This is a genomic window from Hyphobacterium sp. CCMP332, from assembly GCF_014323565.1.
Classification (GTDB): Bacteria; Pseudomonadota; Alphaproteobacteria; order Caulobacterales; family Maricaulaceae; genus Hyphobacterium.
Genome location: NZ_CP058669.1, coordinates 622,474 through 645,000, shown reverse-complemented (window position 1 = coordinate 645,000; position 22,527 = coordinate 622,474). Strand labels below are relative to the sequence as shown.

The 22,527-nt window shown below is 60.4% G+C and carries 24 protein-coding genes; 11 read left to right on the top strand and 13 right to left on the bottom strand.

All coding sequences use genetic code 11. The features are described from left to right. Positions 1-553: 553 nt before the first annotated feature. Both HXX25_RS03315 and HXX25_RS03310 read left to right on the top strand, forming a co-directional pair. Positions 554-1,918 (top strand): DUF2157 domain-containing protein, encoded by a 1,365-nt coding sequence (locus tag HXX25_RS03315; RefSeq protein WP_187167104.1) that lies wholly within the window; start codon positions 554-556, stop codon positions 1,916-1,918. After that, positions 1,915-2,451: a GDYXXLXY domain-containing protein gene (locus tag HXX25_RS03310; RefSeq protein ID WP_187167103.1), complete on the top strand. Its 537-nt coding sequence runs from the start codon at positions 1,915-1,917 to the stop codon at positions 2,449-2,451. The genes HXX25_RS03315 and HXX25_RS03310 overlap by 4 nt, the downstream gene beginning before the upstream one ends. On the opposite strand, the gene HXX25_RS03305 is transcribed toward HXX25_RS03310, so the two are convergent. Then, positions 2,448-3,080 (bottom strand): rhomboid family intramembrane serine protease, encoded by a 633-nt coding sequence (locus HXX25_RS03305; protein WP_187167102.1) that lies wholly within the window; start codon positions 3,078-3,080, stop codon positions 2,448-2,450. The two genes, HXX25_RS03310 and HXX25_RS03305, sit on opposite strands and share 4 nt — an antisense overlap. A gap of 151 nt (positions 3,081-3,231) precedes the next feature. On the opposite strand from HXX25_RS03305, the gene hfaA reads away from it, so the two are divergent. From hfaA to hfaD, 3 genes are read left to right on the top strand one after another with little or no spacing between them, the layout of a single operon-like run. Continuing rightward, positions 3,232-3,681 carry a holdfast anchoring protein HfaA gene (gene hfaA, locus HXX25_RS03300; protein WP_187167101.1) on the top strand — a complete coding sequence of 150 codons (450 nt, stop codon included), beginning with the start codon at positions 3,232-3,234 and terminating at the stop codon, positions 3,679-3,681. Next, positions 3,671-4,669 carry a holdfast anchoring protein HfaB gene (hfaB, locus tag HXX25_RS03295; RefSeq protein ID WP_187167100.1) on the top strand — a complete coding sequence of 333 codons (999 nt, stop codon included), beginning with the start codon at positions 3,671-3,673 and terminating at the stop codon, positions 4,667-4,669. Before hfaA ends, hfaB begins: the two co-directional genes overlap by 11 nt. Beyond that, positions 4,584-5,813, top strand: coding sequence for a holdfast anchor protein HfaD (hfaD, locus tag HXX25_RS03290; protein WP_187167099.1), 1,230 nt, complete (start codon positions 4,584-4,586; stop codon positions 5,811-5,813). Before hfaB ends, hfaD begins: the two co-directional genes overlap by 86 nt. 48 nt (positions 5,814-5,861) lie before the next feature. Here hfaD and HXX25_RS03285 read toward each other — a convergent pair whose 3' ends face one another. Continuing rightward, positions 5,862-6,824, bottom strand: coding sequence for a hypothetical protein (locus tag HXX25_RS03285; protein WP_187167098.1), 963 nt, complete (start codon positions 6,822-6,824; stop codon positions 5,862-5,864). 157 nt (positions 6,825-6,981) lie between these two features. On the opposite strand from HXX25_RS03285, the gene HXX25_RS03280 reads away from it, so the two are divergent. From HXX25_RS03280 to HXX25_RS03270, 3 genes are all read left to right on the top strand, one after another. Further along, positions 6,982-7,533 carry a PAS domain-containing protein gene (locus tag HXX25_RS03280; protein ID WP_187167097.1) on the top strand — a complete coding sequence of 184 codons (552 nt, stop codon included), beginning with the start codon at positions 6,982-6,984 and terminating at the stop codon, positions 7,531-7,533. 56 nt (positions 7,534-7,589) lie between these two features. Then, positions 7,590-8,210, top strand: coding sequence for a PilZ domain-containing protein (locus HXX25_RS03275; RefSeq protein WP_233346854.1), 621 nt, complete (start codon positions 7,590-7,592; stop codon positions 8,208-8,210). A gap of 71 nt (positions 8,211-8,281) precedes the next feature. Beyond that, the gene (locus HXX25_RS03270; RefSeq protein WP_187167737.1) at positions 8,282-8,803 is read left to right on the top strand and encodes a DUF4339 domain-containing protein; all 522 of its coding nucleotides are present in this window, start codon (positions 8,282-8,284) and stop codon (positions 8,801-8,803) included. A 151-nt stretch (positions 8,804-8,954) separates the two neighbouring features. Here HXX25_RS03270 and HXX25_RS03265 read toward each other — a convergent pair whose 3' ends face one another. Further along, positions 8,955-9,488 carry a gamma carbonic anhydrase family protein gene (locus HXX25_RS03265; RefSeq protein WP_187167096.1) on the bottom strand — a complete coding sequence of 178 codons (534 nt, stop codon included), beginning with the start codon at positions 9,486-9,488 and terminating at the stop codon, positions 8,955-8,957. A 330-nt stretch (positions 9,489-9,818) separates the two neighbouring features. On the opposite strand from HXX25_RS03265, the gene HXX25_RS03260 reads away from it, so the two are divergent. Further along, positions 9,819-10,583: a PhoH family protein gene (locus HXX25_RS03260; RefSeq protein WP_187167095.1), complete on the top strand. Its 765-nt coding sequence runs from the start codon at positions 9,819-9,821 to the stop codon at positions 10,581-10,583. Positions 10,584-10,646: 63 nt separating this feature from the next. On the opposite strand, the gene HXX25_RS03255 is transcribed toward HXX25_RS03260, so the two are convergent. The 9 genes from HXX25_RS03255 to HXX25_RS03215 form a co-directional block, all read right to left on the bottom strand. Then, positions 10,647-10,970, bottom strand: coding sequence for a hypothetical protein (locus tag HXX25_RS03255; protein WP_187167094.1), 324 nt, complete (start codon positions 10,968-10,970; stop codon positions 10,647-10,649). Further along, positions 10,967-12,511 (bottom strand): ABC transporter permease/substrate-binding protein, encoded by a 1,545-nt coding sequence (locus tag HXX25_RS03250; protein WP_187167093.1) that lies wholly within the window; start codon positions 12,509-12,511, stop codon positions 10,967-10,969. The genes HXX25_RS03255 and HXX25_RS03250 overlap by 4 nt, the downstream gene beginning before the upstream one ends. After that, the gene (locus tag HXX25_RS03245) at positions 12,508-13,299 is read right to left on the bottom strand and encodes an ATP-binding cassette domain-containing protein (protein ID WP_187167092.1); all 792 of its coding nucleotides are present in this window, start codon (positions 13,297-13,299) and stop codon (positions 12,508-12,510) included. Before HXX25_RS03245 ends, HXX25_RS03250 begins: the two co-directional genes overlap by 4 nt. After that, the gene (locus HXX25_RS03240) at positions 13,296-13,562 is read right to left on the bottom strand and encodes a DUF3126 family protein (protein WP_187167091.1); all 267 of its coding nucleotides are present in this window, start codon (positions 13,560-13,562) and stop codon (positions 13,296-13,298) included. Before HXX25_RS03240 ends, HXX25_RS03245 begins: the two co-directional genes overlap by 4 nt. A gap of 30 nt (positions 13,563-13,592) precedes the next feature. After that, positions 13,593-14,405, bottom strand: coding sequence for a serine O-acetyltransferase (cysE, locus tag HXX25_RS03235; RefSeq protein WP_187167090.1), 813 nt, complete (start codon positions 14,403-14,405; stop codon positions 13,593-13,595). A 1-nt stretch (position 14,406) separates the two neighbouring features. Further along, the gene (locus HXX25_RS03230; RefSeq protein ID WP_187167089.1) at positions 14,407-14,997 is read right to left on the bottom strand and encodes an NUDIX hydrolase; all 591 of its coding nucleotides are present in this window, start codon (positions 14,995-14,997) and stop codon (positions 14,407-14,409) included. A 33-nt stretch (positions 14,998-15,030) separates the two neighbouring features. Next, positions 15,031-18,168, bottom strand: a complete 3,138-nt coding sequence (locus HXX25_RS03225) for an efflux RND transporter permease subunit (protein ID WP_187167088.1) — start codon at positions 18,166-18,168, stop codon at positions 15,031-15,033. A gap of 4 nt (positions 18,169-18,172) precedes the next feature. Then, entirely contained in the window at positions 18,173-19,300 is a 1,128-nt protein-coding gene (locus tag HXX25_RS03220) for an efflux RND transporter periplasmic adaptor subunit (RefSeq protein WP_187167087.1), read from the bottom strand. A gap of 100 nt (positions 19,301-19,400) precedes the next feature. Beyond that, the gene (locus HXX25_RS03215) at positions 19,401-20,036 is read right to left on the bottom strand and encodes a TetR/AcrR family transcriptional regulator (RefSeq protein WP_187167086.1); all 636 of its coding nucleotides are present in this window, start codon (positions 20,034-20,036) and stop codon (positions 19,401-19,403) included. Positions 20,037-20,140: 104 nt separating this feature from the next. On the opposite strand from HXX25_RS03215, the gene HXX25_RS03210 reads away from it, so the two are divergent. Next, on the top strand, positions 20,141-20,776 hold the full coding sequence (locus HXX25_RS03210; RefSeq protein WP_187167085.1) for a nitroreductase: 636 nt from the start codon (positions 20,141-20,143) through the stop codon (positions 20,774-20,776). Here HXX25_RS03210 and queF read toward each other — a convergent pair. Further along, positions 20,773-21,234: a preQ(1) synthase gene (gene queF / locus HXX25_RS03205; protein ID WP_187167084.1), complete on the bottom strand. Its 462-nt coding sequence runs from the start codon at positions 21,232-21,234 to the stop codon at positions 20,773-20,775. The two genes, HXX25_RS03210 and queF, sit on opposite strands and share 4 nt — an antisense overlap. Positions 21,235-21,373: 139 nt before the next feature. Between queF and ald the strand changes: the two genes are divergently transcribed. After that, the gene (gene ald / locus HXX25_RS03200) at positions 21,374-22,492 is read left to right on the top strand and encodes an alanine dehydrogenase (RefSeq protein WP_187167736.1); all 1,119 of its coding nucleotides are present in this window, start codon (positions 21,374-21,376) and stop codon (positions 22,490-22,492) included. Positions 22,493-22,527: the final 35 nt, after the last annotated feature.

Sequence of the window (22,527 nt, the reverse complement as noted above, 5' to 3'; positions counted from 1 at the left end):
CATCTTTATCCGGTTCGCCGTCCAGGGCCGTTTGAGGCGGCCCGTTCCGGCGAGGAGCGCGGTGTCTATTCGCCTCGCCCCAAAGTGTCAACCGCGTTTCTCAGAAACTTGCAGCAACTTCATTTTTCCACTCCGATCAACACCTTAGTGCCATTCGGCGCGGCTTTCTGAAGGCCGTTTATCAAGTCTCGACAATCACGAGGAGGCGCTACTTATGCCCCCGGCTGTATGACGTCAACCGCGTTACTCAGAAACTTGCAGCGCCCGAAACAAATCAGCCGACGGACACAAAAAGGTCTGTCGGCGCACGATGTGCATCAGCGCCGTTGGGCAAGTCTCCGGATCGGCGGAGGAGGCGCGATTATATGTATTTTGCCTTGGTGTGCAACAGTGTTGGCAGATTTTTCTTCGGGACCCGGATTCGCCTTGCAGGCAAGGACTCCCCGGCCCGCTCGCGTCAGCCGTAGGCGGTCGGAGCTGAATGTGAATCCGTTTTTCATAGCCGCCGGCTTCCGGTTTTCCTATGGTTTGATTCTGACGGAGGCACGCCATCATGGGAAAGTCGCACTATAAAAAGCGGCTCACAGAGGATCTTGATCGCTGGATTGAAGGCGGCCTCGTACCGGCCGACAATCGCGCCGCGATTCTGGACAATGTGACAGAAACGCGAATTGGCTGGACCGCCTCTGGTGCGCTTGCCATCCTGGGAACGGTTCTGCTTGCACTTGCCGCTATAAGCTTCGTTGCCGCCAATTGGGCCGATATGGGAAATATTGTCCGGCTCGCCCTGCTTTTTGGCGTGTTGTGGGGCTGCTTTGCGGGCGCCGGCTGGGCCTTCATGCGTGACCACTCTGCAATCGGGCACGCATTGGCGCTGCTGGGCGCCGCTCTGTTCGGCGCGTCAATTGTTCTTGTCGCCCAGATTTTCAATATGAGCTCCTGGCGCTTCACAGTCCTGGGGATATGGGCCGTCGGCGCGCTCGGTGTCGCTCTGCTGACCCCCTCCCGGCCCGTACTGATTCTGGCGAGTTTGCTGGGTGCCGCCTGGACCCTGGCAGAGACCTACAACACGTTCGCGCCGGGCATTGTCTGGGGTTATTTGCCACTCTGGGCCGTCACTATGGCCGCAGCCAGCCGCATGCGTTCGCTGGTGTCCGCAAACTTTCTCGGGATCGGCCTGTTTGTCTGGCTCTCATTCCTTGTCTGGGATTATGCGCAAGATGATCGGCTGAGCGCGCTGCAAAGCCTCAGTATCCTTGTTCTCGCCGGCGGCGGCCTCGCCATGTTGTTTGCGGCGTTCCGGGATGGCGACAGATTCGGTTTTGGCGCGCTGACCAATTGGGGCAGCGTGGCGGCACTGGCTGGCGGCTTTGCACTCCAGTTTCCGCTCGGCGAATTTGAAGACTACGCCGAACGCGGTGCTGCCTATCGTGGATCTGCACAGGACTACTGGCAGACCCTCGCCGGCCCCGGAACGGGTGATTACTGGCTGCTGGCCGGCGTGTCCGCCGTCATTTTTGCTATTGGCATTGTCATCCGGTCACTGCACCGGTCTGCCAACCGCATCCTTCTTATTCCTGCGAGTATCGGAATTGTGATCGCGCTGGTGTTACCGACTTTGACGCAACTGGCCGGGCCGGACGCGGTGCTGATGTTGAGAATTCTGACCGGCGCCAGCGTGTTTACCGTTGCGGTCGCTATGATTCTTTACGGATCGAGAGAAGGCCGGCGCTTCACAGGCGGCATTGGCATTACCCTGTTCGTGGTGCAGGCCCTTTACGTCTACAGCGTCACATTCGGTGGCTTGCTCGACACGTCTCTCTTCTTCCTGATCGGCGGCCTTCTTCTTTTCGGCCTGTCGATCGCCGTCATCAGGATGCAAAAGCATTTGCAGGCGAAGCCGGAGGAGGCGTCATGACCCGCATGGGCCGACTCATCATCGCAGCCGCCGCGATGACGCTTTTCCTGGTGGCCATGATCGCCGATCATCAATTCCGGCGGCATTCCGGAACAGAAGTATTGCTCGATCTTGAGCCGGTCGATCCACGAGACCTGTTGGCTGGCTACTACGTCATCATCACCACGCCGCTGCACAATCTCGACCCGTCAGAGATGGGTGGCGAAAACAGTTTCGATCAAGGTGATGATGTTTTCGTTCTGCTGGAGCCGTCCGCCAACGAGAACTGGCAAGCCATTTCAATTCATCGGGAACGACCGCCGAACGGGCTTTTTGTTCATGGCAGGGTCCAGTATGCGAATGATTCAACGATGCGTGCGCGGTTCAACATCGAGCGATATTATGCCGATGAGGCCACGGCCCAGGCGCTCGAGGAGCGCCGCCGCGCCAATTTATCCAGCATGCGTCTGATCATTGCGGTTGGCGATGATGGCCGTGCGCTGATCCGCGGCCTGGAAATCGATGGCGAACGTCATCTGGATCGCCTCAACTAGACCCTCCGGCGGCGCGAGCTGAATAACGCCACGAATACGGGATAGAGCGCGACTCCTGCAATCAGACCACCCAAATGCCCCGCCCAGGATAAAGGCAAGGGCGAAAGGGGCCCGAGCAGCGCGAGCAATATATTGAAGCCGCCCCATGGCAGGGCAAAGCGCAACATGCCGCGATAGCCCCCTTCGGCCCAGCCCGCAGCCGCAATACATCCCGACAGACCGGTTGATGCCCCGATCATGGGAATCATGGAGCCCGGCGCGACCAGAACCTGCAATCCGGCCCCGGCGATGGAACACACAAAGAAAAACAGCAAAAAGCCGATATTGGCCGTGAGCCCGCGTCCAAATGGACGAAAAGCCCCTGCACCAAAAGTGACCGTGGCCACTGTGTTGAACACCAGATGCATCAATCCGCCGTGCAGGAAGACATGGAAGATGTAAGGCGACCACGGGCCAAGCGGGCTCGGGTGCTGCAAGCCCGCACCCGGGATGACCGCGCCGATGGTCAAAAACAAATAGCCCAGCTGAGGGAAAAGCGCACCAAGCGCGAAAATCACCACAAAACTGCCGGCCAGAACCAGTAGAACCGTCGGAATGTCGTTGAAGATCGGCGAACGGACTGGCCGCATTTCTCAGTATCCTTAATCTCTTGTTTGCCCGCAGCACATAATTTTAGCGAGAATATTCAGACTTGGGTGCCGTGACTTCCGGAAACTGGGCCCTCGTCTGCATCATAGCAAGTGCGCAGCCGACCTCTGGCTGCGCGGGAAAGGAAAAGCCATGCGCCGCTTCTCGCTTCTTGCCGCCTGCGCTGGAATTGTGGCTGTCTCCGGCCCTGCTCAGGCGCAAAACGCTGGCGATTTTCAGCGCCCTTGGGGAACCGACAATACCCAGAATAACCAGCCCTATCGGGCCGGGACGCGTGATTCCAATGGCAATCGTGTTGTTCTGAACGGCGTCCTGCAAACGGGTGTCGGCGTGCAGGCCCAGATGGCCGGAGTGGGCGGCGTTGGCAATGCACCAACCCAATCCACAAATCAGGGTTCCGGCAGCACCGGCATGAGCGCGACGGGTTCCAATTCGAGTGCGCTGGCGGTTGGCAACCAGCTGAACGTTATCGTTAACGGTAACTACAATACTGTCATCGTTAATTCGACGCAGACGAATAATGGCGATGTGAACGCAACTGCAAATTCCGGCAGCGGCGGGGATGACGGGAATGGCAATTAAGCGACTCTTCTCAATTGCGACAGGCGCCCTGCTTCTGGCGGGCTGCGCCGTCACACCCAATTCCGGGTTTGACGGGCGCTACGCTAATCCGATTGGTAATGCGCCGGTCACGACAAACCCGACGCCCTATTCCGAAGCGCTGGTGTGTCTGGCAAATTCGGCCCGTTCGGCGGGACGGCCCTCGCCGCGCATCGCGGTTGGCCGGATTGCGGACTATACTGCTGCGGGCAACCCGGAAGGTGGCGGCCCTGCCATTACACAGGGGGCGTCGCTGATGGCGATGTCGGCCTTTGCCAAAGCCGGAATCAACCTGGTCGAGCGATTTGATACTTCGGTTGCTGAACTGGAACTACGATACGCAAATAACCGCCTCATAGGCGATGCCGGCGAAGAGGAAGGCTTTCGCCAAATATACGCGGGAAGCATTCCTGGATCGGACTTTCATCTGGTTGGCGGCATCACCGAGTTGAATTTCAATATTCGATCCCAGGGCATTGATATCCTCGGTGGCGACCGCATCGATTCTGATCCGACCGGCGTTTTCAACGGCCGCATGTATGTGATGAATGTCGCTATTGATTTACGTCTGGTGAACTCCGAAACCCTCGAGGTTGTCGACGTCATCTCCTACCAGAAGCAGATCATCGGCCGCGAGGTCAGCGCCGGCGTCTTCTCCTTCTGGGGCGATGCTGTCATTGACATATCGACCGGCGGGCGATCGCTGGAGCCTATCCAGCTCGCTGTGCGGTCGCTCGTAGAGCGTGCCGTCCTCGAATTTTCCTCGACGCTGTATGGTATCGAAGCACGCAGCGTTTGCGCTTTTGATGACCCCCTCGGCCTGACCAACTATTCCGGCGGCATCAATCCCCACACGACTTACGCTTCCCAAACAGGAGCCTCCAATGTCCAGATTCGCCAAAGCGTTGACCGCGGGCACGAGCGCCGCGACCCTGCTGTGCGCAACGGGCTACGCGGACGATACGACTGAGATCCTCAACGGACAGCTTAATCTGGGCGCTGACGTCAACGCCAATGGTCATGTTGTGGTCGGTGGAACGGGCAATGTTACGCTGAACGCCGTCGGTATGGGCAATGCGCTGGACGTGCAGACCCAGACCGGACATGACGTCAACAGTACTCAACAATTTGACGGCTTTGTCACCTCGACTGCCGAGACCAATGCTGTCGCGATTGACGGCACCGCCATCACCGCATCCGGCGGCTATGGCAATTCAGCCATCATCGAGGTCGACGGCGACAGCGATATTTCCGTCAATCAATCGGTCAGCGATGGTTCCAGCGTATTTTCCTCCGCAATGCTGCGTCTCGACTCCTATGCGGTCGGCAATATCACTGCCGCAACATCATCCGCCAATGCGGTTGAGACGATTGGCGCATATGGCGGCATTCAAGGCAGTATTCAGCAGGATTCCGGCGCTACTGTGGAATCCCGTGCCCTCATGGAGGCCCGCACGGCCGGGCTGGGCGAATTTTCAGTCACGGCCGCGACGGCCTCGGGCAATGCGATCCGCTCGCAAGGCGATGAATCTTCCGTCATCCTCAGCACAGCCCAGTCCAACCGGGGCGCAATACGCGCTTCGGCCCGCGTCAATGCGGGCGGTGGTGGTGTCTTCACAACGGTTGCGGCCCAGGCGCAGGGTAATGGCCTGGATGTCGCGACAGAATGGGCCTATGGCGACGCCCGCGGGACACAGGACAATAGCGGCGAAACCGATGCCGAGGCCAATATCAATATTGGCAATTTCGACGAGGACAGCATTATCGCGTCGTCAGAAAGCATCGGCAATTCCGCCATCATCACCAATCTCGGTACCGATACCTTCATGGGGCTGGTGCAGACGAATTCCGGCAATTCCCGCGCCACGACCCGGTTTGATGGCGGTTTTGGTGGCGAGGTGATCGGCTCGGCGTCTGCTTATGGTAATGCGGCCACCAGCTGGGGCTGCCAGTCATGTCCGGACACGACCTCACGCGGCGAGATCAATCAGACCAATTCCGCCGCGGTCAATGCGACATTCCAGAGTCAATATATCAGCGGCTGGGGTACCACCGGATCTGCTACCGCTATTGGTAATTCCGCGACCTTCGTCACGCAGGACCCGCAGGAATAAAAAAGCCCCGGTTCGACCGGGGCTTTTTGCTCATGCATTCAATCAATTCTAGCGATATCCGCCGACGCCACCATCCAGCATGAGCGTCATATTTGCCGTGTTCACGATCTCGCGGCGATGTTCGACCATTTCGGTGTAGCGTTCCTCGCGGCGCACATAGACCAGCTTCACGCCCGGCCCGTAAAGGCGAAGCAATGAGCGCTCATTGCAATTGCGGCGGGGTTCCTGCGTCGCGCAATAAACCCGGCCACCAGATTCATGGCGCAGGGCCTCGCCCTGGCTGCAAACCAGCGTGAAGGCGTCATCAAAAACGTCAGCGCCGTCAATGCGCCAGCCAATCGTCACCTGCATGTAGGTTCCGGACATGCAACGGAAAAACTCGCCGGAGAATACCTCCTCGACCCGCTCTTCCGGATCGGGCCGCGAGGCCGGATGCGGCGTTCCGCGGTCATCAAGGCAAACCGCGCGGATGACGCGCCACTCTTCCAATATGCGTGTGCGCTCTTCTTCGACGACCTCGATCCGGGTAAGACCGGAGACGTTCAAGCCATTGATTGCTGTTGCCGGAGGTGGAGCGCCAATCGCAGCGCCTCCGCCACCGAGCGAGATAATCGTTGTTCCGCCACCAGCTCCGGCACCGGCGCCTGCATTGCCGCTGGCGCCCGCATTGGCGTCTGCATTGGCGTTTGCATTGACCACGGTTGAGACGTTGACGTTGGTATTGACGTTAACACCGACATTGATGCGCGGTCCATTGATACGGATATTGGGCGTACGGACGCGATGACCGCCTCCGCCGCAACCGGAGCCACAGCCGCCACCTCCGCCACCAGTGTAACCGCCGCCGCCATGACCGCCATGGCCACCGCCGCCGCACGAACTGCCGCAGCTGCCGCCACCCTGGCCACCGCCGCCATAACCACCGCCACCGGCAAATGCGAAAGACGGCGTTGCCAGCGTCAGGGCGAATACGGCAGTGCCGACCAGAATCTTTACTGGTGAGACGCGCATGGCGGTCCTCCCGTTCAATTCATGAGCGAATATGGCCCCTCGCGCGGTTCCCCGGGCAGGCGAGCCTTCACTCTCGCGCCAAGAGTATGGCCCAGAGATTGAAAATACGTTTCCAAATTGGCCGATACCGGCACACCAAGGAAAAGTGACTGCGATTATGATGCATGCCCACGCAAGAACTCTGGTCTCCTACTGGGACTCCCGGCGCCGATCCGATGCCGTTCCGGCCCGCGCCGACATTGCCGCAGCTGATTTGCGGGACCTCCTTGGCAATCTCTTCATGCTGCAAAGGCACGATTCCTCGCATCATGTTTTCCGGCTGGCCGGCACCAAATTGTGCGATCTGCATCAACGTGAATTACGCGAGCAGAATTTCCTGTCTTTCTGGCGCGGGTATGACCGTGAGCATATGAAATTATTGCTGGAATCGGTTCTGGCGAATGCGGCTCCGGGGCGTGGATACGCCACTGCGGAAACGATTTGCGGGGACAAGATCGATATCGAGATGGTGTTTACCCCCCTCGCCTCGACGGCCGGCAGCGTGGACAGGATACTCGGTCTTTACCAGCCCCTGCAGTCCGCCGGACGTTTCCGGAACCGCCCGATCATACGCCACGATCTGACGCGTATTCTGCCCCCGGTAGCGAAGCAGTGGACAATCCCGGCAACGCCACCACCGGGCCTGCCAGACGCTGCAAATGATCGCTAATCCGGCAAAGGTGTTTTAACGGATTGCCGTCAGACTTGGCCGCGAAAAGGCTAAAGATGATGGCGGAAGTATTCACACGTCTGGACAAGCGGAAGATCCGCGTTGCGGCCCGCGGGGCCGAGGACAAGCGCCGGCATCGGCGCGTGCCGCTGCAGCTTGTTGGCCGGTTTCTGGATACGCATTCGGGCGAACAGAAATGCCGCCTGATTGACGTGTCCCCCGGCGGGGCCAAGATCATGGCCAAGAAACCACCCATGCCCGGCGACACCATCGTTCTGCTGATCGACGGACTCGGCCGCATGGAAGGCAAGGTCCTGCGCAAAGGCTCGAACTGGTTTTCCCTGCAATTTACGGCACATATGCGCAAGCGCGACCGCCTCGCCGATGCCATCACCTGGCGATTCAACATGGAGCGCCTCGGGCTGGAAGAAGACCGTGCTGCTCCGCGCAAGCAGGGCAAGGGCCGCGCGGTTCTGCACTTCAGCGACGGCGTAAAGATTGATGCTGATGTCGTGGATGTTTCCATCTCCGGCGCAGCTTTCTCATGCCTTGAACGCCCGCGGATAAATGAAGAAGTCCGTGTTGGAGAGATGCGCGGCACGGTCGCGCGCATCTGGGATGGCGGCTTTGCTGTCGCATTCATGCCGCCTTCAGGTGAAAACGCCAACGCTGCCTGATATCAGGACTGGCCTCATTCTTGCCCCTTAAAGGGGTCAGAATAGGTAATCGTATCAGAATGGCGCGTATTATGAGTGTGGATGCCGGACAGGCGAGAACGTGGTTTGTGAAGGTGGATGGACGGGTCTATGGCCCCTACACCTCTCCGCAAATGCGTGGCTATGTCTCCGAAGGACGTGTGGCGGACTACACGCTGGTCAGCGTGGAACGCGATGGCACCTGGAAGCCGGCCGCTGATGTCGAGATTCTCGCGAGCTGGATCGAGGACAGCCGCAAGGTCTCGCAGGCCGCGGCAGAAACCGAAGATCCCGCCAATCTGCTGGTCATTACCGAAGTCAATTCCGGTGTTGGCGAGGCGGTTGCCTCTGTGTTGCGCAGGTATGGTGACGCTGTTGATATTGTGCCGGGCGTATGGCTTGTGCGTGCACGTACGACGGCGTCCGCTTTGCGCAATGACCTCTCCCACCTGCTGGACCGGGACGACAAGCTCTTCGTGGTCGATGCCAGCCGCGACCGCTCCGCCTGGTTCAATTTCGCCAGCGATGCCGACGCAAAAGTCCGTGAATTGTGGCGCGGCGGCGACGCCGGTTAATCCTCACCATGGCGCGTGGATACGGCGCCGCTTTTTCGCAACTTCCCCGATGGTCCAGTGTGGTTTCGTGTAGGTTCCGGTTGTGGTTCCCTGTCTGAAGTCAGGTGCTTTGGAAATTTGATGTGCTGTTTCGGGGCACACCGCCCTGGCCTCAACCCGGAATTTCCGTCAGTCCCGCTTTGTGACGCTTCCAGTTTTCGACATAATGGTCGGCCGAGGCTTTCAGAATGTCATACATGTCCGCTTCGAGCGTCCGGATCACCTTGCCCGGAGATCCGACGACGAGGGAGTTGTCGGGTATTTCCTTGCCCTCCGGCAACAGGGTGTGGGCACCAATGATGCAATTGGTCCCGATCTTCACCCCGTTCAGCAGGGCCGCTCCGATTCCGATCAGCGAATAATCGCCGATCTTGCAGCCGTGCAGCATGACGCGGTGACCGACGGTGACCCCCTTGCCGATGACCATGGGATAGCCATGGTCGGTGTGCAGCACCGAATTGTCCTGGATGTTGGTGTCCTCGCCGATGGTGATGTCGTCGACATCGCCACGCACCACCGCATTATACCAGATGCTGGCATTTTCCTTCAGGGTGACGCGGCCGATCACATGCGCGCCGGGACCAATCCAGTAATTCCCGCTCTCGGGCATTTTCGGGGTGTGATCTTCGAGGCTGTAGACGGGCATGTGGCTCTCCGGACACTGTCTGTGTGAAGTTTATGATACGGGGGCGCTTAATCTTTGTTCACCATACTAGACTGATACTGCTCCTGCGATTCGGTACTTCCATCGAGTCGCGGGCGCTTCGAAGAGGAGGCGAATGGCCATCGTGCGAAACCGACGCACCCACCGGGCCGAAAACCGGATCCACCACCGCCACCGGTCTGAATCCGCCCCCTCCCATGCGCACCTTCATATGCCTGCCCACAGCCCTCGCCCTCCGGTGAGGGTTTTTTTGTTTCTGGCCACTGCGTCATCAACCGGTGACGCAAACAATAGTCTCAGGAGAGTCTGTCCATGACGAAACGTTCCGCAAAGCGCCGCCAATCCTCGGGTGAGTTCAATTCCGGTCATTATCAGGACGAGCAAACCAAGGTGCGGGCGCTTTTTCCGGGGGCCAGCTGGTCGCCGGACGAGAAGGAACCCATGCGCGATCAACGCTATGTCAAAAACGTCAAACCGAGATCAGACGGTCAGGCCAAATTGATGAAGGCTATAGACGAGCACAATCTGGTCATGGCGCTCGGACCGGCGGGAACAGGCAAGACCTATCTCGCGGTCGCCAAGGCGGTGGAACAGCTTGAAAAGGGCGAAGTGGGCCGCATCGTTCTTTCCCGCCCGGCGGTGGAAGCGGGCGAGAGCATCGGCTTTTTACCCGGTGCCATGGAGGAGAAGCTCGCCCCCTATCTGCGCCCGCTTTATGACGCCCTCGCCGACCGGCTCTCGCCCAAGCGTCTGAAATCGCTGATGCTGGAAGGCCTGATCGAGATTGCGCCTATCGGATACATGCGCGGGCGGACGCTCAACAACGCCTTTGTCGTGGTGGACGAAGCGCAGAACTGCACCTACGGACAATTGAAAATGCTGCTGACCCGGCTGGGCTGGCACTCGACCATGGTGATCACCGGCGATCCGGCGCAGACCGACCTTTTACCGGAACTCTCCGGCCTGGCCGGCATTGCCGACAAGCTTGAAGCGGTGCCGGACATCTCGGTCCAGCGTCTGGCGGCGCAAGACATTGTCCGCCACCCGCTGGTCGCGTCGATGCTGGACGTGCTCTAGGGGCGGGTTGGGTTTTACTCTGGAATGATGCCGGCGGGGTGTGAAAGCTCCGCCGGTTTTTTTTCATTTCCAAGGCATCTTGTCTGGATGCACAAATTCGATCTCGCCCAACGTGCAGACCAAATTTCCGCCCGCAATCTCGCGCACTCCTAACAGAGTTTCTCCGCCGTCAATTTCGGCTTGGATCACAACAACAGCTGTCTGCGATCCATCCTGCTCATTTACGAGAGCACATGCAGGAAGTGAAATATCCGCCGCTTCGCTTTCGGGCTGGATCATAAAGACAGCCCTGCCAGCCTGAATATCCTCTTCGTTTGCCGGTCTGCCGGATACGAAACCCACATTCGGCCAATCGTACCTGCCAATCGCCCCCCACAAATCAGTCATTCCAAGACCTCGCCCCACAACCATTCCGCCGCCTGTTCCGGCGTCTGGCCGTCAAGATCCACGCGGCGATTGGCTTCGCGCATCCTGTCCGGCGTAATCGCATTGACCAGCGGGGCCAGCGCGGCGGCAACGGCATCATCTGCGGCGGCCTCGGGCGATAAGAGGATCATGGCATCATAAGGCGGCAGGATGCCGCGCGGATCGTCCAGGATCACCAGATCATAGGCGGCGATGCGCCCGTCTGTTGTGTAGGCAGTGATGACATCCACCTGACCATCGCGCACCGCGCCATACATGAAGGTCGAATCCATCGGCCGCGGCGTCGCGTCCTGCAGGCCATAGGCGTCGCGCGTGCCGGTCCATTCCGGCCGCACGAAGAATTCACTGTCCGCGCCAATGGTCACCGCCTCGCCGGCCAGACCGGCAATGGAGGTGACGCCCAGGCGCTCTGCGCCCACCCGGCTCATGGCAAAGCCATAGGCGTTTTCAAAGCCGAGCGAGCCGAGGCTCAAGATACCGTATTCATTGAGCAGCACGGCCGATGTTTCCGCAATGATGCGGTGGCGGCCGGGCGCATCCGCCCGGTTCAGGACATTGGCCCAGAGCGTGCCGGAATAATCGGCATAGACGTCGATCTCGCTACCGGCCAGCGCATCGAATGCCACGGTCGAGCCGAGCCCGTCGCGGCGCTGAACGATGGCACCTTCGGCCTCCAGAACGCGCTCGAACAATGCCGCCAGAATGAATTGCTCGGTGAAGGGTTTGGAGCCGACCACCACGACGCGGCCCTCCAGCCCGATGGCCTCTGCCTGATCGCCCGCCACGGTGCTGCGCGCGGCGGTGTCCAGCCATCCTGGCAGCAGCGCCCCGCCGATAAGCACAATCCCCGCCAGCGTCGACAGGGACGCCATGACGCGGTTGCGGCGGCGGGCGGCGATTTCATAGCTGCGGACGATCTGGTCGAGCAGGATGGCGAGCAGGGCCGAGGCGACACACCCAAACAGCACGGCCGTCCAGTTGCGGGTCTGCAAGCCGGCGAAGATATAGTTACCGAGGCTGGCCGCCCCGACCGGCGTGGCCAGAACCGCCGCCCCCACAACCCAGACGACCGCCGTGCGGATACCGGCGACAATAGTGGGCAGGGCCAGTGGCAATTCCACCTCGATCAGGCTCTGGCGCGGCGTCATGCCGACGCCGCGCGCGGCCTCGCGCACGATCGGGTCAACGCCCTGAAGGCCGACAATCGTGTTCCTGAGCACCGGCAGAATGCCGTAGAGCGTCAGCGCCACAAAGGCCGGGGCAAAGCCGATCGTGCCGCCCAGAATCGGCACCATCAGCGCCAGAAGGGCGAGACCGGGAATGGTCTGCAGCGTACCTGCAATGCCGAGTGCGGGACCGGCGAGCCATTTCTTGCGCGCCGCGAGAATGCCCAGAGGCAGGCTGATCAGGATGGCGCAGGCTATCGCTGCCATGGACAGGCGCATATGGCCGCCCAGATATTGCGGCAGGACGGTGAAGGCTTCGACCAGTTGTTCGCTCATGGCGCCTGCTCCAGCGCGGCGACGGCGCGAGCCTGTTTGGCCGGTGCGGCCAGAAGCTCGGTGACGTACGGATCACCCGGGCGGTTGACGAGATCAGACGGCGTGCCGGTCTGAACGACCCGCCCGTCCTTCATCACCAGTATCCGGTTGGCGAGCAGCAGGGCTTCGGCCATGTCGTGGGTGACCATGACGGCGGCAAATTGAAGGCGCTCCTGAAGCGCGACGAAGTCATCCTGAAGCGCGGCCCGAGTCACCGGATCAAGCGCGCTGAAGGCTTCATCCAGCAGCAGCAGCGGCGGTTCGACGGCAAGCGCGCGAGCAATGGCGATGCGTTGTCTCTGGCCGCCGGACATCTGGTGCGGCAGGCGGTCCCGGAAATCCGCCGGATCGAGCCGGACAAGCTCCAGCAATTCATCGATACGCGCCGAAATACGCGCGGGCTCCCATTTCAGCAGGCGCGGTGTGAGGGCGATATTCTGTGCAGCAGTGAGGTGCGGAAACAGGCCATCGCCCTGCATCACCCAGCCGATCTCCCGGCGCAAATCATGGGCCGCCAGCGACATCACATCGCGGCCCTGAAACAGGATAGTGCCGGCACTCGGCTCAATCAGCCGGTTGATGGCTTTCAATGTGGTGGTCTTGCCGGAGCCGGACTCGCCGACAATGGCGATCAGCTCGCCAGCGGCTGCGGTGAAACCGACATTGTCTGCCGCCAGAACACCGCCGGAATACTGCTTGGTCAGCCCTTCAACGCGAAGGACGTCCTGCGCGGAGGCGTTTGGGCTCAAACTTCTTCCAGGTCGATGTCGAGAATCGTGATCTCGAACGCATAGCTGGTCTCGCCCTCATCGACGATCTTCTGGACCACGCCCAGGCATTCATCGCCAATATGGATCTCGGCGCATTCGTCCGCGCGCTGGCGGCGCTGAACGACCATGCCGGGGTTCAGCTTTTTCTTCAGGAAGGCTTCAAGTTTTGCCGCTTCTTGAGCGGTCACGGTATTGGACACGGTTTCTATATCCCTGAGCTTGGTGAATCTGCGGGCGACCATACCCATCGCGCCTGACAGCGCAAGACCGGGCTATGCGTCGGTCTCGAAGCTCTGCTCCATCGTGCGGGCCGGCTCCTTGCACGGGCCTCCCACCGGCACGGCCGGAATACCGGCGACCGTGCAATGTGCGGGCACGTCCTTGAGGACAACAGACCCGGCAGCAATGCGCGCTTCCTCACCAATGGTGATATTGCCGAGCACTTTCGCGCCCGCGCCGATAAGCACGCCATCGCCGATTTTCGGGTGGCGCTGAATGCCGGTCTTGCCGGTGCCGCCGAGCGTGACCGAGTGCAGCATGGATACATTGTCGCCCACGACCGCGGTCTCGCCGATAACGACGCTGGTGGCATGGTCGATCATGATCCCCTGCCCGATGATGGCGGCGGGGTGAATGTCGAGACCGAAGCGTTCCGAAATCCGGCTTTGCAGGTGGAAGGCAAACGTCTCCCGACCCTCGCTCCACAGCCAGTGCGCAATGCGATAGCCCTGCAGGGCCAGATAGCCCTTGAAATAGAGGAAGGGCTGCAAGAGTGACCGGCAGGCGGGGTCGCGTTCCTCGATGGCCACCATATCCGCCGCGGCCTTTTCGGCGATAGATGGATCGGCCGCGATCGCCTCTTCGACCACGTCGCGCGCCAACATCGCATCCAGCTGCGCATCCGCCAGCTTGGAGGCGAGACGGTAGGCCAGGGCATGCTCGAATTTTTCATGACGCAGAATGGCGTCATTGAGGAAGCTGGCGAGGATAGGCTCCTCGGCGGCGGCCTGAGCCGCGTCGACGCGCAGGCGCGACCAGACTGCATCCGTGCCGGACGTGAGAGATGTAGCAGTCGCCGTTGGCATATCAGCCTCCATCGAGCATGGCGCGCGCAAGGTCAGCCTCGAGCTGACCGCTCCCCGCCATGTAGTGCGCCTTCAAGATCATTGCCACCGATGGCAGGTCCCGTATCTCGCCGGTCATCACCATCTCCAGCGCTCTCAGAAAGGGCAGACGCTTGCGCTCGATAACCTCGGTGCCGTCGAGTTCCTGATCCCCTTCTTCCAGCCCCCAGGCGAGATACCCGAAGGCCTGCTCGTCGGTGACGGAGTTGGACGTTTCTGCCTGCAGGATTTCGCGCCAATGCTGCGCTGTCAGCCCGGTCTCCTCCTTCAGCTCGCGAATGGCACCATCCAGTGGCGGATCGGACTTCGGACTGCCGCCTTCGGGAATCTCCCAGCTGTAATTATCCAGCGGAAAGCGATGTTGCCCGACCAGCATGGTCGTCCCGTCCGCAAACAGCGGCAGGATCAGAATGGCATAGGTTTTCGGCGACATGACACCGTATATGCCGGGCGCGCCATCCGGGCGGATGCCGTCATAGGTGTGGAGTTCGATAAAGGGGTTTTCGAAAACTTTCGCCTTCGCCCTCACCTGCCACGGTCCGCGCTTTTCCATCCGGCCCACTCCTGTTGTCACGTGGGACTTGGCCTATTCCGCGGCCTGCATCAAGGCACCGCGGCGTACCCGCTTTTTCAGGCGCTCATGAAAGTCGCGGCGCTTCTGACGTGCCCTGGCCAGCATGACGAAAGCCGCCGGGGCAAACAGCAAGGCCAGCACCGCTGATCCGGCGACGCCACCCGCGACAGCCGCCGCAAACGGTAGCCAGAAGGAATCGCCCGACAGGATCAGTGGCACAAAGCCGCCAATCGTCGTCAGCGTGGTGGAAATGATGTGACGCGTTGCATCAACAATAGTGTCCTGGATAGCGGCCATATCCAGCGCTTCGGCTGCAGGATTGGCGCGCAAGGCTGAGAGGACCACAATCGTGCCGTTGATCGAGAGGCCGACCAGCCCCATTGATCCGACAATGGCGTTAAAGCCGAGCGGCGTGCCGAACATCCACACACCAAACATCGCCAGACCGACCGACAGGAAGCCGCTGATAAAGACGACGCCGGCAAAGCGGAATGAGTTGAATGCCAGCACAACAGAGCCGATCATCAGGATCAATAGCGGGGCCGCCGTTCCGAACAGATTGCCCATGGCATCGCCGCGGGCCTCGGCCTCGCCGCCGATTTGCAGGGAATAGCCTGCTGGCATTTCAACGCCCGCGGTTTCCAGGCGCACCATGAAGTCATCCAGAACCGGGGCCGGCAGGCTGAAGGGTTCCAGATAGGCGAAGATCGGGTTCATGCGCTCGCCATCCTGACGCCGAATACTGGCGACTTCCGGCGACAGACCGACCTCACCAATGGCCGAAACCGGCGCAGACAGAATGCCGCTTTCCGGATTGGTCAGCAGCGGTGATGAGGCGAGATCGGAGACACTGGCGCGGCGATTGGCGGCGGCTATGACGCGCACCGGCATTTCCTCGACGCCTTCCAGAATACTGCCGCCCGGAACGCCATCGAAATCGGCGCGCAAGCGGTTGGCAAGGTCCTCGAGACGAATTCCGGCGAGTTCGGCCGAAGCTTCATCGACATTTACGCGCGCCACGGGCTCTCCCATGCGCATGCCCGCGACCGTGGTCGTCACGCCGGGGGTCTGGGCCAGCACTTGCCGGATCTCGTCGCCGAGACGATCAAGCGTTGCCAGGTCCGGGCCGAAGATCTTGAGCTCGATCGGCGCGGCCGTCGGCGGCCCCTGTTCGAAGGGCAGTGTCAGGAAACGCGCCTGCGGGAAGGCGTCGATCATGTCGTGCTGCAAACGCGGCAACAGATCATGTGTGACTTCGGCTGATTGCGTTCGTACCCAGCCAGCCGCCAGATAAGGCGCTGAGCTCTCATTGCCGATGACGTTGTAATAGGTCCGCGGCGGGCTCTCGCCCAGCGTCCAGCCGACATCAATGACGCCGTCATAAGCCTCCAGAAGTTCTGTCGCCCGCAAGACCTGGCGCTGTGTCTCCTCAATCGAGGTGTTGGCCGGCAGGACCATTTCGATCTGGAACATGTCCCTATCGGTTGGCGGGAAGAATTGCATGGGCAGGGTCGTAGCGGCGGCAAAGCCGGCTATGGGGAGGATGGCCCCGCCCACCAGGCCGACCCAGGGGCGGGTCGTCACGGCCTGTAGAATACCGCGATAGAAATATTCCAGCGGCTTGAACCGCAAGCCATCGCGCAGGAAGGAATGACGTCCTTCGGCGTAATTATTATGATCGAACCAGCCCGCAAACGCCGGCACCACCGTCATCGCCAGAATGAAGGAGGCGACGACGGCGAAAATCACCGAAACGCCGATCATGCCGATGAACTCGCCCGCTGCGCCGGGCATCAGGGCGATGGGCGCAAAGGCAAAAACCGTGGTCAGGGTGGACGCCAGAAGCGGACCGAACAGATGTTTGAGCGAATGATTGATGGCATCCAGAGGCGGCAGGCCCCGGGCCCGCCGCAACTGGTATTCATCGACCACCACAATGGCATTATCGATCAGGAGACCCAGCGCCACGACAAGACCCGTCACCGACATCTGGTGCAGTGGCTCGTCATAGAGATTGATCAGGAAAAGAACGAAAAGAACGGTCAGCGGCAAGGCCGATCCGACGATCAGGGCGGCGCGCCAGCCCATCAACAGGAAGAGGACGGCAAAGACGATCAGGGCCGAATATCCCAGATTGACCGATAATCCGTTCAGACGCGATTCCACATAATCGGACTGCGCGAACACAATATCGACGGACACGCCGGGATTTTCGGCCGCGAAGGCCGCGATCTCGGCACGCGCCCGCTCGGTCCACTGATCCACGCGCAATTCCGGCTGCAGAAAGCCCGCAACGAAAACGGTCCGATCACCGTTGAAATAGGCCATGGCGGCGGCGGGCGTGCGGATGCCCCGTTCGATTTCCGCCACGTCGCCGAGGCGAACAAACTCGCCATTGACCGTCTCGCTGACCGGTACGGTGCGAATACGATCCAGTGTCTCGAATTCTCCGCCAATCTCGACATTCAGGTTGACGTCGGATGACCTCAACTCGCCTGCCGGCGTCTTGGCATCGGCGCGCGAAATACGGCTGGCCAGTTCGCCAATGGTTAGCCCCAACGCGGCCAAAGCATCGGGGTCCGCGAGGATGCGGATCTCTTCTTCGGCAATGCCGTAAGTGTCGGTCTGATCCGTGCCGGGAATATTGCGCAGACGGTCTTCGAGATCACGCGCCAGCCGCGACAGGATGGCCAGATTCGGCTCGCCCTCTGCGGTCCATCCGAGCACGGTAATCAGCGTGGCCGCGCCCAGATAGCTACGCTCGACATCCGGCGCCCCGGCTTCCGCCGGAAGGAAGGGCCGGACCGCATCGACCTGCTCGCGGATTTGCGTCCATGCCTGATCGACCTCTGTCGGGTTCAGGTCTTCGCGAATATTGATGTTGATCAGGGAAATGCCCGAACGGGATGTTGAAACGACCTCGTCAATCTCGGGCAATTCCCGGATCGAATCCTCGATGGGGTCCGTTATAAGCGCCTCGACCCGCTCGGCCGACGCTCCCGGGAATGCCGTGACAACAACACCAAAGCGTTCGGTCAGGCTCGGGTCTTCCTGACGGCCGAGAGTCAGGAGCGCGCCCAGACCGGCCAGGGTCAGCAGCAGAACCGCCAGAATCGACAGGCGTGAGTAGCGGTAAAACAGCGTAGCCATTCGCTTATTCTCCTGCCGGGATGACGCTTTGCCCCGCCGTGACACGTTGCAGGCCGGAGGCGATGATCTGATCGCCATCATTTACGGCTCCGCGGACAAAGGCGCGGTCGACCTCGACGCGGAGTGTTTCGACGACCCGCGGCTCGATAATCCAGCCGCCATTGCCGTCGGCGACGAGGGTCTGAACCGACCACAGGCCCCGGCGGCCTTCTGTCAGGGCACTGGTCGGCACCCAGAAGCCGCGATCGGAAATGCCTGTTTCAAGCTGCAAACGGGCGACCTCGCCGGCCCGGGCCGTGCCCGATTCGATATCGAAGATGGCTGTGACCGTCCGGGTGCGCACATCGACCACGCCTGTCCCACGGCGATAACGCGCATCAATCGCACCGGCATTTGTCATGAAATGATAGACCTCGCCCTCATTCAGAGCGGATGCGGCCAATAGCGGTAATCCAATCCGGATCTCCAGAGAGGTGTTTTCAACCAGCCGGATGACCGGACTGCCGGGCGCGGCAATCGCCCCTTCATCGGCCATACGTGCCGTTACAACCCCGCCAAAAGGTGCCGTAATCTCGGAAAGAACGAGTTGCGCCCGCAAGGAATTGGCCTGCGCCGCAGCGGCTGCGCGGCGGGCTTCTGCCGCCGTGGTATTGGTCGCGACCTCGTCAAGACGTTGTTGCGAGATGTGGCCGCGCTCCAGCAAGGTGCGCTGGCGCTCTTCTGTTGCGCGGGCGATTTCCAGCTGGGCATCTGCCTCATTTGTCTGGGCATCTGCTGCGGCGATCTGGGCCCGTAGCGTGCTGGTATCGAGGCGCGCGAGCGTATCGCCAGCCTCGATCTGATCACCAACATCAACCGAGACTTCGACGATGCGGCCGCCCCGCTCGAAACCGAGATCGCTCTCGCGGCGCGCAGAGATCAGTCCCGGATAGGCTTCGCTGATCATGGCATCGCTTTGGTAGCTGACGGTCAGCACAGGAACGGGAAGCGCGCCCGGAGCCGCTTGCTGAACATCGGCATCGGCCGACCGCAGCGCGGAAACCAGAATAACGATAACCGCCACGCCGATTGCCGCCGCCAGGACCGCAAATCCGGAGCCCAGAGACTGGAGCCTGTTTTTCAATGCCGACATTGTTTTCGCCCTCGCTGACTTACGTCTTCGAGGCGATATAGGGCATTATATGCCGTTTGAAAAGTGAACGGTGTTCACTTTTTTGCAATCGAGCTATGCGTCAGGCATCCAGCCCGCGGATGATCATGTCCGTATGAAAATCAATGACCGCATCCCGCGAGACATGCTCCGAGCCCGGCATGCCCTGTGGAAAGTCATCAATTGACGCCATCAAGACCGCCAGCCCATGGACGCTGGCCCAGACACTTTTGGACGCGACCAGCGGATCCATATCCCGGAACGTGCCATTCTCGATGCCCGCCCGGATCATGTCGCAAAGCTGCTTTTCTGCATGAAAGGCAAAGCTTGATTCGTCCGGAACCTCGTCTTTCTTGAAGAAAGAAAATGCCATCACATAGTGGCGCGGCTCTTCCATCGCGGTTTCGATGTAGGCGCGACCACAGCGCGCGCAGAGGATATGTTCATTGCCGCCTGCATCCGCCGCATCATTCATGCGCTTGATCAGGCGCTCGAAGAACAATTCGCGCATCTCGGAAAAAAGCGCCTGTTTGGAATCGAAATATTTGTAGATGGCCGCGGGCGAATAATCGATCGCCTCGGCGAGGCGCCGCATGGAGATGCCCTGCTCGCCTTCCTTGGTGAACAGGTCTTCAGCCGCTTCAATGATGGCATCGCGGACTTTCAGGCGCCGGCGTTCGGCCGGCGTGAGATCGTCGATTGAGACTTCAGCGTTCATGTGTTTTCCAAGAGCTTCCCCGAATGCGGTTCTGGCGCCGCCTATTCACCCCATATAAGGTCGCAATTCGTGAAACGTCAAAATTCTGCAACAGGATGGGCTCGATGAGCAAAGCGCAAACACCGGATAATCTGCCCGAATTCCCTGAACAGGGTGAACGGCTGGCGCCGCACCACAAGAATGCGGCGACGCTTGAATTGCTGGCCCGGCGGCGCTCGACAGCAGCGGCGGCCATGACAGAGCCCGGTCCCTCGCCGGAGGAAATCGATACGCTGTTGAGCATAGCCCAGCGTGTTCCGGATCACGGCAAGATGGCCCCCTGGCGATTCATTCTGTTCCAGGGCGAAGAACGCGCGAACTTCGGACAGATTCTGGCAAAAATCTGGTCGAGCGAGAACGAGACAGACGACAAGCGCATGGAACTGGAGCTGAACCGTTTCACCCGTGCACCGCTGGTCATCGGGGTGATCTCTCATGTTCTGGAAAAGCACGCCATTCCCGAATGGGAGCAAATTCTGTCCGCGGGGGCTGCCTGCCAGAACCTGCTGATCGGCGCGCAGGCCATGGGTTATGCCAGCCAGTGGCTGACCGAGTGGTACGCCTATCATCCCTTCGCCAAGGATGCGCTCGGCCTGCGCTCCGGCGAACGTGTGGCCGGCTTCATCTTTATCGGATCAACAGAAGATCAACCGGTAGAGCGCATCCGCCCGGAAGCCGGGATCGGCGTCTGGAAAGGCTAGCCGCGGCCGCGATAGGGCGCGACGCCCTGATCGGGCACCCAGACCCCTTTGGGTGGCTCGCCGGTCTGGAAGAAAATGTCGATCGGGATGCCGCCGCGCGGATACCAGTATCCACCGATGCGCAGCCACTTTGGCGACAGCTCCTTTACGAGGCGCTGGGCGATCATGGTCGTGCAGGCTTCGTGGAAAGCGCCGTGATTGCGGAAGGCCGTCAGATAGAGTTTCAGCGACTTTGATTCGACGATCCATTTTTCCGGCACATAGTCGATGACGATGTGGGCAAAGTCCGGCTGTCCGGTGACCGGGCAGAGCGAGGTAAATTCCGGGCAGGTGAAGCGGATGAGATAATCCGCGTCGCACGGATTTTCGACGCGCTCCAGCTGCGCCTCTTCCGGGGAGGCGGCCACCGGGCTGTCAGCGCCCAGCATTTCCAGTTTTTCGTATCGTGTATCGCTCATCGGCGTTTCCCTAGTCAGACGATCACATTATTGCAAGTGACGCATGTCGGGCATGGTCACGGCCGGATTTGGCATGTATGAGGGCGCGAAATTCAAAAACAACCGCCAGATGGTGCGGAATTTATCGGGAGTTGGTTTGATGCGGATTGGTGCACCCAGGGAAATCAAGGTTCGTGAAAACCGCGTCGGCCTGACGCCAAATGGCGCGGCGGAACTGGTGGGTGCGGGCCACGAAGTGGTCGTGGAAACCAATGCCGGCGCCAATATCGGCTTTACCGACGAGATGTATAAAGCCGCCGGTGCGAAAATCCTGCCGGATGCCGCTGCCGTATTTGGTGCTGCGGACATGATCGTGAAGGTCAAGGAACCGCAGCCGTCTGAAACGGCCATGTTGACCAAAGATCACGTCCTTTTCACCTATCTGCATCTGGCACCGGACCCCGTCCAGACCGAAGGTCTGCGCAAATCCGGCTGTATCGCGATTGCCTATGAAACCGTCACCGATGCCGACAACCGTCTGCCGCTCTTGAAGCCGATGTCGGAAGTTGCCGGACGCATGTCGGTTCAGGTCGGCGCGCATTGCCTTGAAATGCGTCAGGGTGGCCGCGGCATTCTGCTGGGCGGCATTCCGGGCGTGACCCCGGCCAAAGTCGTCATTCTCGGCGGCGGCGTTGCCGGCACTCATGCGGCCGAGATGGCTGTGGGGGCGCGGGCAGATGTCACCATTTTTGACCGTTCGATGAAGCGTCTGGCCGAGCTCGACACCCAGTTTGGCGGCATGGTCAAAACCGCCTTCTCGACCACGGCGGCCGTCGAAGCGGCCTGTATGGATGCGGATCTCGTGATCGGCGCCGTGCTGATTCCGGGCGCGGCCGCGCCCAAGCTGGTCACGCGGGAGATGCTTGGCGGCATGAAGGATGGCGCGGTGCTGGTCGATATCGCGATTGATCAGGGCGGCTGTTTTGAAACTTCAAATGCCACGACGCACGATGATCCCATCTATGTCGTCGATGGTGTGGTGCATTATTGCGTCGCCAACATGCCCGGCGCCGTGGCGCGTACGTCAACGCTCGGCCTGACCAATGCCACCCTGCCCTTCATGGTGGCGCTGGCCAATAAAGGCGCGAAGAAAGCGCTGAATGATGACCCGCATCTGGCGCGCGGGCTCAACGTCGCCCATGGCGAAGTGGCCTATGAGCCGGTCGCGAAAGATCTGGGTCTGCCCTATGTGAAGCCGGACTGGCTGACCAGCATCTAGGCATTTCATCGCCGGGCAGATTAAACTGCGGTTTC

Excerpts from the sequence above, each read along its gene's own strand:
- HXX25_RS03255 (WP_187167094.1), bottom strand. The coding sequence starts at position 10,970 with ATGACTGATTTGTGGGGGGCGATTGGCAGGTACGATTGGCCGAATGTG.
- HXX25_RS03265 (WP_187167096.1), bottom strand. The coding sequence starts at position 9,488 with ATGCCCGTCTACAGCCTCGAAGATCACACCCCGAAAATGCCCGAGAGC.
- HXX25_RS03305 (WP_187167102.1), bottom strand. The coding sequence starts at position 3,080 with ATGCGGCCAGTCCGTTCGCCGATCTTCAACGACATTCCGACGGTTCTA.
- HXX25_RS03230 (WP_187167089.1), bottom strand. The coding sequence starts at position 14,997 with ATGGAAAAGCGCGGACCGTGGCAGGTGAGGGCGAAGGCGAAAGTTTTC.
- HXX25_RS03215 (WP_187167086.1), bottom strand. The coding sequence starts at position 20,036 with ATGAACGCTGAAGTCTCAATCGACGATCTCACGCCGGCCGAACGCCGG.
- HXX25_RS03315 (WP_187167104.1), top strand. The coding sequence starts at position 554 with ATGGGAAAGTCGCACTATAAAAAGCGGCTCACAGAGGATCTTGATCGC.
- cysE (WP_187167090.1), bottom strand. The coding sequence starts at position 14,405 with ATGCCAACGGCGACTGCTACATCTCTCACGTCCGGCACGGATGCAGTC.
- HXX25_RS03210 (WP_187167085.1), top strand. The coding sequence starts at position 20,141 with ATGAGCAAAGCGCAAACACCGGATAATCTGCCCGAATTCCCTGAACAG.
- ald (WP_187167736.1), top strand. The coding sequence starts at position 21,374 with ATGCGGATTGGTGCACCCAGGGAAATCAAGGTTCGTGAAAACCGCGTC.
- hfaB (WP_187167100.1), top strand. The coding sequence starts at position 3,671 with ATGGCAATTAAGCGACTCTTCTCAATTGCGACAGGCGCCCTGCTTCTG.
- HXX25_RS03220 (WP_187167087.1), bottom strand. The coding sequence starts at position 19,300 with ATGTCGGCATTGAAAAACAGGCTCCAGTCTCTGGGCTCCGGATTTGCG.
- HXX25_RS03285 (WP_187167098.1), bottom strand. The coding sequence starts at position 6,824 with ATGCGCGTCTCACCAGTAAAGATTCTGGTCGGCACTGCCGTATTCGCC.
- HXX25_RS03260 (WP_187167095.1), top strand. The coding sequence starts at position 9,819 with ATGACGAAACGTTCCGCAAAGCGCCGCCAATCCTCGGGTGAGTTCAAT.
- HXX25_RS03250 (WP_187167093.1), bottom strand. The coding sequence starts at position 12,511 with ATGAGCGAACAACTGGTCGAAGCCTTCACCGTCCTGCCGCAATATCTG.
- hfaA (WP_187167101.1), top strand. The coding sequence starts at position 3,232 with ATGCGCCGCTTCTCGCTTCTTGCCGCCTGCGCTGGAATTGTGGCTGTC.
- HXX25_RS03225 (WP_187167088.1), bottom strand. The coding sequence starts at position 18,168 with ATGGCTACGCTGTTTTACCGCTACTCACGCCTGTCGATTCTGGCGGTT.
- HXX25_RS03270 (WP_187167737.1), top strand. The coding sequence starts at position 8,282 with ATGAGTGTGGATGCCGGACAGGCGAGAACGTGGTTTGTGAAGGTGGAT.
- queF (WP_187167084.1), bottom strand. The coding sequence starts at position 21,234 with ATGAGCGATACACGATACGAAAAACTGGAAATGCTGGGCGCTGACAGC.
- HXX25_RS03275 (WP_233346854.1), top strand. The coding sequence starts at position 7,590 with ATGATGGCGGAAGTATTCACACGTCTGGACAAGCGGAAGATCCGCGTT.
- HXX25_RS03310 (WP_187167103.1), top strand. The coding sequence starts at position 1,915 with ATGACCCGCATGGGCCGACTCATCATCGCAGCCGCCGCGATGACGCTT.
- HXX25_RS03240 (WP_187167091.1), bottom strand. The coding sequence starts at position 13,562 with ATGGTCGCCCGCAGATTCACCAAGCTCAGGGATATAGAAACCGTGTCC.
- HXX25_RS03280 (WP_187167097.1), top strand. The coding sequence starts at position 6,982 with ATGATGCATGCCCACGCAAGAACTCTGGTCTCCTACTGGGACTCCCGG.
- hfaD (WP_187167099.1), top strand. The coding sequence starts at position 4,584 with ATGTCCAGATTCGCCAAAGCGTTGACCGCGGGCACGAGCGCCGCGACC.